Raw genomic sequence first — 6,303 nt, 5'->3', positions numbered from 1 at the left:
CCCTCGATCAGCCCGCGCTTATGGGCTTCGACGTATCCGCGCGACACCGTCGTGAAGTTCAGGTCGAGCGCCTCAGCGAGGGCGCGCTGGGTCGGCAGGCGCGTCCCCGCGGTCAGACGCCCGGTTCGGATGTCCTCGGCCAACGCCTCTGCAATGGCGAGGTAGTGCGGCTTGCCCCACCGCTTCAGATCCGGCGTCCAGCCCCCGGACCCGCCAGTCTGCGGGTTCGGTCGTTCGTCTCGCTCTGGCGCAGTCATTCGTCGCGGCCCGGGTCATAATACGATCAATTCTGAATTGTATGGCTAGCAATAGCCGTACCGCGATCGGTTCCAGCTGCCCAGGCTGATTCATCCATACAATGCCTGCAATCCGCGATCATCGCCTGAGCATCTACTGAGCGATCACCAGGCACGACTTGCTCGAACGATGAGCGTCATAATCCACGAACGACGATGGTTCGTGCGACGATTGATGGGTTTATTGTATGCATACCATACGGGCTCATTGATAGACTTATTGATCGCCGCATTGTGGCACACCGCTTGCCATGGACGACGTGTGACCGCCGGAGGCTCCGGCTGCCGCGGTCCAATCCATCGAGGAGAGAGATCAATGCCTGCTGTGAACCGCGAGCCTCACAAGAAGGGCGACTTCCTGGTCGATTACGAGGAGAAGGTCTTCGAGGACGTGAAGGCCGAGCCGGGCCAGAAGGCGCTGGTGACCTTCCACACCGTCGCGTTCGAGGGCTCCATTGGCCTCGTGAACCTGCTCCAGGCCACGCGTCTGCAGCGCAAGGGCTTCGAGACCTCGATCCTTCTCTACGGACCCGGCATCACGCTCGGTGTCCAGCGCGGCTTCCCGCGGCTCGGCGATGAGGCCTTTCCGGGGCACCTCAACTTCAACAACCAGCTCGAGAAGTTCATGGCCGAGGGTGGCAAGGTCTACGCCTGCCGGTTCTCGACCCAGGCCCTCTACGGTCACGGCGAGGCCGCGTTCATCGAGGGTATCCGCATGATCAACCCGCTCGATGTCCTGGACTGCATCCTCCTGCACAAGCGCGACAATGCGGTGATCATCGACACCTGGACCGTCTGACCGGCCGGGTTGCACCCCGTCCGGGACGTCGCATCCGGCGGCTGCGCGCGACGTGGCCGCCGTCACAGCCGGAGGAGCTCCCATGACAGACAGCCGGATCGTGCGGGCCGCAGCCGTCCAGATCGCGCCGGATCTCGACCGGCCGGAGGGGACCCTGGAACGGGTCCTCAATGCCATCGACGAGGCCGCCGCCAAGGGGGCGCGCTTCATGGTCTTCCCCGAGACCTTCGTGCCCTACTATCCCTACTTCTCCTTCGTGCTGCCGCCGGCGTTGCAAGGCGCCGAGCACCTGCGCCTCTACGAGCGGGCCGTGACGGTGCCGGGGCCCGTCACCCAGGCCGTCTCCGCCGCTGCACGCCGCCACGGGGCGGTGATCGTGCTCGGCGTCAACGAGCGCGATCACGGTTCGCTCTACAATGCGCAGCTGATCTTCGACGCCGACGGGAGCCTCAAGCTCAAGCGCCGGAAGATCACGCCGACCTACCATGAGCGCATGATCTGGGGTCAGGGCGACGGCGCAGGCCTCACCGTGGTCGACACGGCGGTGGGGCGCGTCGGCGCGCTGGCCTGCTGGGAGCACTACAATCCGCTCGCCCGCTACGCCCTGATGGCGCGTCACGAGGAGATCCACGCGGCGCAGTTCCCGGGCTCGCTCGTGGGCCAGATCTTCGCCGACCAGATGGAGGTGACGATCCGCCACCACGCCCTGGAGGCGGCCTGCTTCGTGGTCAACGCCACGGGCTGGCTCACCGACGCGCAGGTGGAGCAGGTCTGCCCGGACGAGCGCCTGCGCGGCGCCTGCCGCGGCGGCAACTGCACCGCCATCGTCTCGCCCGAGGGCCGGCACCTCGCGGAGCCGCTGGGCGCCGGCGAGGGCATCCTGATCGCCGACATGGACCTGGCGCTGGTGACCAAGCGCAAGCGGATGATGGACTCGGTCGGCCACTACGCGAGGCCCGAACTCCTCAGCCTGCTCCACGACGACCGCCCGGCCTCGTTCGTGCACCAGCCGATCCGTTCCCAGACCGATTTCCGGAGCCTCGACCATGAGCAGTTCTCCGCTTCCGACGAGCCTTCCCACGTGCCCGCCGGTGGTGGCGGGCTTGGTCGGGATGCCGACGGAACGCCTGATCAACGCGTTGCAGTCCTACGGCGTTAGGCTCGCCGACAGCCGCGCCGGGGCCCCGAGCCGCCGCGGCGGGGCCGGGCCATCGGACCATAAGGCCATGACCATCGCGGGGCGCACCGTGATGGTGCCGGTCCACACCGAGGCCGCCTTCGAGTCGCCCTTCCTGGTCCGCCGCCCGGACGCCAACGGGGTCTCGGTGATCGAGCATGACGGCGTGGTGATCGGGCAGGCGACCTTTCCGGGCAAGCCGCGCTTCTACGCGCTCTCGACCTTCGACGGCGTGCCCTATTCGAAGATCGCCGTGCTGCACGGGCGGGACGTGCTCGCCACCACGGTGCTCCAGACCTGCATCCGCTACGCGAGCCGCACTAAGACCTGCCAATTCTGCTCGATCGGCCAATCGCTCGCCGCCGGCCGCACCGTCGCGCACAAGACGCCCGAACAGCTCGCCGAGGTCGCCCGCGCGGCCGTGCTCCTCGATGGCGTCAGGCACATGGTCATGACGACCGGCACGCCGAACACCACCGACCGGGGCGCCGCCGTGCTCTGCGAGAGCGCCTTCGCGGTCAAAGCCGCGGTCGACCTGCCGATCCAGGCCCAGTGCGAGCCGCCGGATGACGACCGCTGGTTCGAGCGCATGAAGGCCTCGGGCATCGATACCCTCGGCATGCACCTGGAGGCCGTCACGCCCGAGATCCGGGCCCGGATCATGCCCGGCAAGGCCGGCGTGCCGCTGGAGCGGTACTTCGACGCCTTCGCGGCGGCCGTGCCGGTCTTCGGGCGGGGTCAGGTCTCGACCTACATCCTGGCGGGCCTCGGCGATGCGCCGGAGGCGATCCTGGCGATGGCCGAGCGCCTGATCGGGATGGGCGTCTACCCGTTCGTCGTGCCGTTCGTGCCGATCTCCGGGACCCCCCTGGAGAGCCACCCGGCGCCCGGCCCCGACTTCATGCACGCCATCCTGGCACCGCTCGCCGCCATGCTGGCGACGGCGGATCTGCGCTCCACCGACATCAAGGCGGGTTGCGGGCGCTGCGGCGCCTGCTCGGCGCTCTCCACCTACGAGCGGGCGGGGACGGCATCGTGATCCTCGAACCGGTGCCGCCGTATTGGCCGAGCCACTTCCGCATCAAGTTCGCCACGGGTGCGTGGGAGCGGCGCGCCTGCGCGGCCCTGCGCCGCCAGGTCTTCTGCGTGGAGCAGCGCATCTTCACCGATGACGACCGCGACGCCGTCGACGCGCACGCGATCCCGATCTGCGCCCTCTCGACCCTCGGCGGCGACGCCGACGCCGTCGTCGGCACCGTGCGCATCCACGAAGGTCAGGCGCGTCCCGGCGAGTGGTGGGGGTCGCGCCTGGCCGTCGCCGGTCCGTTCCGCGGCACCGCCGCTCTGGGCGCCGGGCTCATCCAGGTCGCGGTCTCCTCGGCCCGCGCGCGGGGCTGCACCCGGTTCCTGGCCCATGTACAGGACCGCAACGTCGCGCTGTTCAAGGCCCTGCACTGGACGAGCCTCGACGCGGTCGACCTGCACGGGCGGCGCCATCACCTGATGCAGGCGGACCTCGCGGCCTACCCGCCGATGCACGATCCCGAGCACGGGCTCGTCACGTTCCGCAAGGCCGCGTGATGGCGGCGGGCTTCGACCTCCAGGCCCTGGCTCGCCAGATCCGCGACGCGCGCGGCATCGCGCACAAGCGCGACATCGATGCCGTTGTCGCCCGCCTCGGGCTGAACGTCCGGCGGGCCACGGTGCCGGTCGGTGACGATTGCGCCGCCATACCGGATGGCGACGGCCACCTGCTGTTCGCCATCGAGGGCTTCCTCGACAGCTTCGTCGCGGCCGATCCGTACTTCGCCGGCTATTGCGGTATCATGGTCAACCTCAGCGACATCGCCGCCATGGGTGGGCGCCCGCTCGCCGTGGTCGACGCGCTGTGGAGCCGGGATGCCGCGGCGGCGGAGCCGATCCTGGCTGGCCTGTCCGACGCGGCGGCGCTCTACGGCGTCCCGATCGTCGGCGGTCATACCAATACCCGGGCCGATACGGGCAACCTCGCGGTCGCCGTGCTCGGCCGGGCCGGCCGGCGCCTGCTCACGAGTTTCGACGCGGCGCCCGGCGATGACCTCGTTGCGGCGATCGACCTGCGCGGGCGCTTCCGCGACCCATACCCGTACTGGGATGCCTCGACCGGCACAGCCGGCGAGCGTCTGCGCGGTGATCTCGCGTTGTTGCCGGCCCTCGCCGAGGACGGGCTCTGCCGGGCGGCCAAGGACATCAGCATGGCGGGTGTCGTCGGCACCGCCCTGATGCTGCTCGAATGCTCGAACGTCGGCGGCGTCATAGATCTCGACGCGATCCCGCGGCCGGCCGATGTGCCGCTCGATCGCTGGCTCAACGCCTTCCCGAGCTTCGGCTACCTCCTGAGCGTGCACCCTGAGCGTACGCCCGCCGTCCGCGCGCGGTTCGCCGAACGGGACATCGCGGTCGCCACGGTGGGTCGGCTCGACGCCAGCCGGGTCGCCCGCGTGCGCGATGCCGCCGGCGGAGAGGCCGTGGTCTGGGACTTCGCGCTCAGCCCGCTGATCGGCTGTGGCCAGAACGGCCTCGGTGCCGTCCCATGACGGCCCTGCGCATCGCCGTCCTGACCCATTCCACCAATCCGCGGGGCGGCGTCGCGCATTGCCTCGCCCTTGCCGAGGCCCTGTGCGCGCTCGGACACGAGGCGGCGGTCCACGCCCCCGATCCGTCCGGGCACGGCTTCTTTCGCGCAGCCGCCTGCCCGACGGTCTCGGTGGCCGCACAGCCGGTCGGCGGCACGACCGTCGACCGCGTGCGGGCTCGCATCGACGATTACCTGCGCCACTTCGCGTCGCCCGCCGCCTGTGACTTCGACGTCTTCCACGCCCATTGCGGCATCGGCGGCAATGCGCTCGCGACGCTCAAGCACCGCCGCCTGATCCCCGGCTTCGTGCGGACGGTCCACCACGTCGACAGCTTCGCAGACCCGGTGCTCGCGGACTGGCAGGATCGCTCCATTCGGGAGGCCACGCACCTGCTCTCTGTCAGCCACGCCTGGGCCGACCGGATCGCGGACGATTGCGGTACGGAGGTCGGCGTCGTCGGGAACGGGGTGGACCTATCGATCTACCGAGAGGCGCCGACCGAAGCCGACGCGATCGTGCGGGAGCGCTGGGGCATCGGCGTCGGGCCGGTCGTCCTGAGCGTCGGCGGATTCGAGGCGCGGAAGAACACGGCCGGGATCATCGAGGCTTTCGCGCTCCTGCGTCGACGTCACCGCCAAGCGCAACTCGTGGTCGTCGGCGGCGCATCGCTCCTCGACCACGCCTCCTACGGCGCCCGCTGCCGCACCGCGCTGCGCGCACACGGGCTCGTGGTCGGGCGCGGCGAGGCGGTGATCGAGACCGGCCCAGTCTCGCAGGAGGAAATGCCGGCCTTCTATCGCCGGGCGGACGTTCTCGCCTTTCCCTCCTGGACGGAGGGCTTCGGGCTCTGCGTGCTGGAGGCGATGGCCTGCGGCACCCCCGCCATCGTCTCTCGCCGGCCGCCCTTCACTGAATACCTCCGGAGCGACGACGCCCTCTTCGTCGATCCTGGCGATCCCCGTGACATCGCCGACGCCATGACGGCCGCCCTGGCACCGATGACGCGCGCCGGCCTGCGCGCCGCCGGTTCGGCCCGGGCCGCCGCCCATTCCTGGCGCGCCTGCGCCGAGCGTCACCTCGGGACCTACGCGGCCTGCGCACGCGTCGAACGGGAGCCGATCCATGCCTGAGATGCACGTCCACATCCGTTGGCCCGATGGACGGCGGGAGGCCTGCTATTCGCCCTCCCTCGTCGTGAAGGATTTCCTCACGGTCGGCGAGCGCTACGCCCTCGGCGACTTCGTCGAGAAAACCCGTACGGCCCTCACGATCGCGAGCGAGCGGGTGCGCGAGACATACGGCTTCGCCTGCACGTCGGCGATGGCCCAACGCGCCCGGATCGAGGCCGCGGCGCAACGGCAGGACCCCGGCGGCCTCGTCACGGTCGAGCGCTTCGAACCCTGAACCCGGCGC

8 protein-coding genes are annotated in these 6,303 nt (G+C 69.9%); 7 read left to right on the top strand and 1 reads right to left on the bottom strand.

Annotated features, from left to right (window positions below; translation table 11 throughout):
• The coding region (locus MKK69_RS18600) for a GntR family transcriptional regulator (protein ID WP_243970253.1) at nucleotides 1-257 on the bottom strand (257 nt) is incomplete at its 3' end.
• Between the two features lie 355 nt (nucleotides 258-612).
• Here MKK69_RS18600 and MKK69_RS18595 point away from each other — a divergent pair.
• From MKK69_RS18595 to MKK69_RS18565, 7 genes are all read left to right on the top strand, one after another.
• A complete protein-coding gene (locus tag MKK69_RS18595; RefSeq protein WP_058191264.1) occupies nucleotides 613-1,095 on the top strand; it encodes an MSMEG_0572/Sll0783 family nitrogen starvation response protein in 483 nt (160 codons plus the stop codon).
• 82 nt (nucleotides 1,096-1,177) lie between these two features.
• Complete coding sequence (locus tag MKK69_RS18590) at nucleotides 1,178-2,254, top strand: Nit6803 family nitrilase (protein WP_243970251.1); 1,077 nt, start codon at nucleotides 1,178-1,180, stop codon at nucleotides 2,252-2,254.
• Complete coding sequence (locus MKK69_RS18585) at nucleotides 2,208-3,311, top strand: MSMEG_0568 family radical SAM protein (protein ID WP_243970256.1); 1,104 nt, start codon at nucleotides 2,208-2,210, stop codon at nucleotides 3,309-3,311. The genes MKK69_RS18590 and MKK69_RS18585 overlap by 47 nt, the downstream gene beginning before the upstream one ends.
• On the top strand, nucleotides 3,308-3,853 hold the full coding sequence (locus MKK69_RS18580) for an MSMEG_0567/Sll0786 family nitrogen starvation N-acetyltransferase (RefSeq protein WP_243970249.1): 546 nt from the start codon (nucleotides 3,308-3,310) through the stop codon (nucleotides 3,851-3,853). The genes MKK69_RS18585 and MKK69_RS18580 overlap by 4 nt, the downstream gene beginning before the upstream one ends.
• Complete coding sequence (locus MKK69_RS18575) at nucleotides 3,853-4,848, top strand: sll0787 family AIR synthase-like protein (protein ID WP_243970248.1); 996 nt, start codon at nucleotides 3,853-3,855, stop codon at nucleotides 4,846-4,848. The genes MKK69_RS18580 and MKK69_RS18575 overlap by 1 nt, the downstream gene beginning before the upstream one ends.
• Nucleotides 4,845-6,020 carry an MSMEG_0565 family glycosyltransferase gene (locus MKK69_RS18570; protein ID WP_243970246.1) on the top strand — a complete coding sequence of 392 codons (1,176 nt, stop codon included), beginning with the start codon at nucleotides 4,845-4,847 and terminating at the stop codon, nucleotides 6,018-6,020. The genes MKK69_RS18575 and MKK69_RS18570 overlap by 4 nt, the downstream gene beginning before the upstream one ends.
• Nucleotides 6,013-6,294, top strand: coding sequence for an MSMEG_0570 family nitrogen starvation response protein (locus MKK69_RS18565; protein WP_243970244.1), 282 nt, complete (start codon nucleotides 6,013-6,015; stop codon nucleotides 6,292-6,294). The genes MKK69_RS18570 and MKK69_RS18565 overlap by 8 nt, the downstream gene beginning before the upstream one ends.
• The last annotated feature ends 9 nt before the right edge of the window (nucleotides 6,295-6,303 follow it).

Source organism: Methylobacterium sp. J-026 (assembly GCF_022829585.1).
In the GTDB taxonomy this organism is placed as follows: domain Bacteria; phylum Pseudomonadota; class Alphaproteobacteria; order Rhizobiales; family Beijerinckiaceae; genus Methylobacterium.
This window is presented reverse-complemented; position numbering and strand designations above follow the sequence as displayed.

Excerpts from the sequence above, each read along its gene's own strand:
- MKK69_RS18595 (WP_058191264.1), top strand. The coding sequence starts at position 613 with ATGCCTGCTGTGAACCGCGAGCCTCACAAGAAGGGCGACTTCCTGGTC.
- MKK69_RS18590 (WP_243970251.1), top strand. The coding sequence starts at position 1,178 with ATGACAGACAGCCGGATCGTGCGGGCCGCAGCCGTCCAGATCGCGCCG.
- MKK69_RS18585 (WP_243970256.1), top strand. The coding sequence starts at position 2,208 with ATGCCGACGGAACGCCTGATCAACGCGTTGCAGTCCTACGGCGTTAGG.
- MKK69_RS18575 (WP_243970248.1), top strand. The coding sequence starts at position 3,853 with ATGGCGGCGGGCTTCGACCTCCAGGCCCTGGCTCGCCAGATCCGCGAC.
- MKK69_RS18570 (WP_243970246.1), top strand. The coding sequence starts at position 4,845 with ATGACGGCCCTGCGCATCGCCGTCCTGACCCATTCCACCAATCCGCGG.
- MKK69_RS18565 (WP_243970244.1), top strand. The coding sequence starts at position 6,013 with ATGCCTGAGATGCACGTCCACATCCGTTGGCCCGATGGACGGCGGGAG.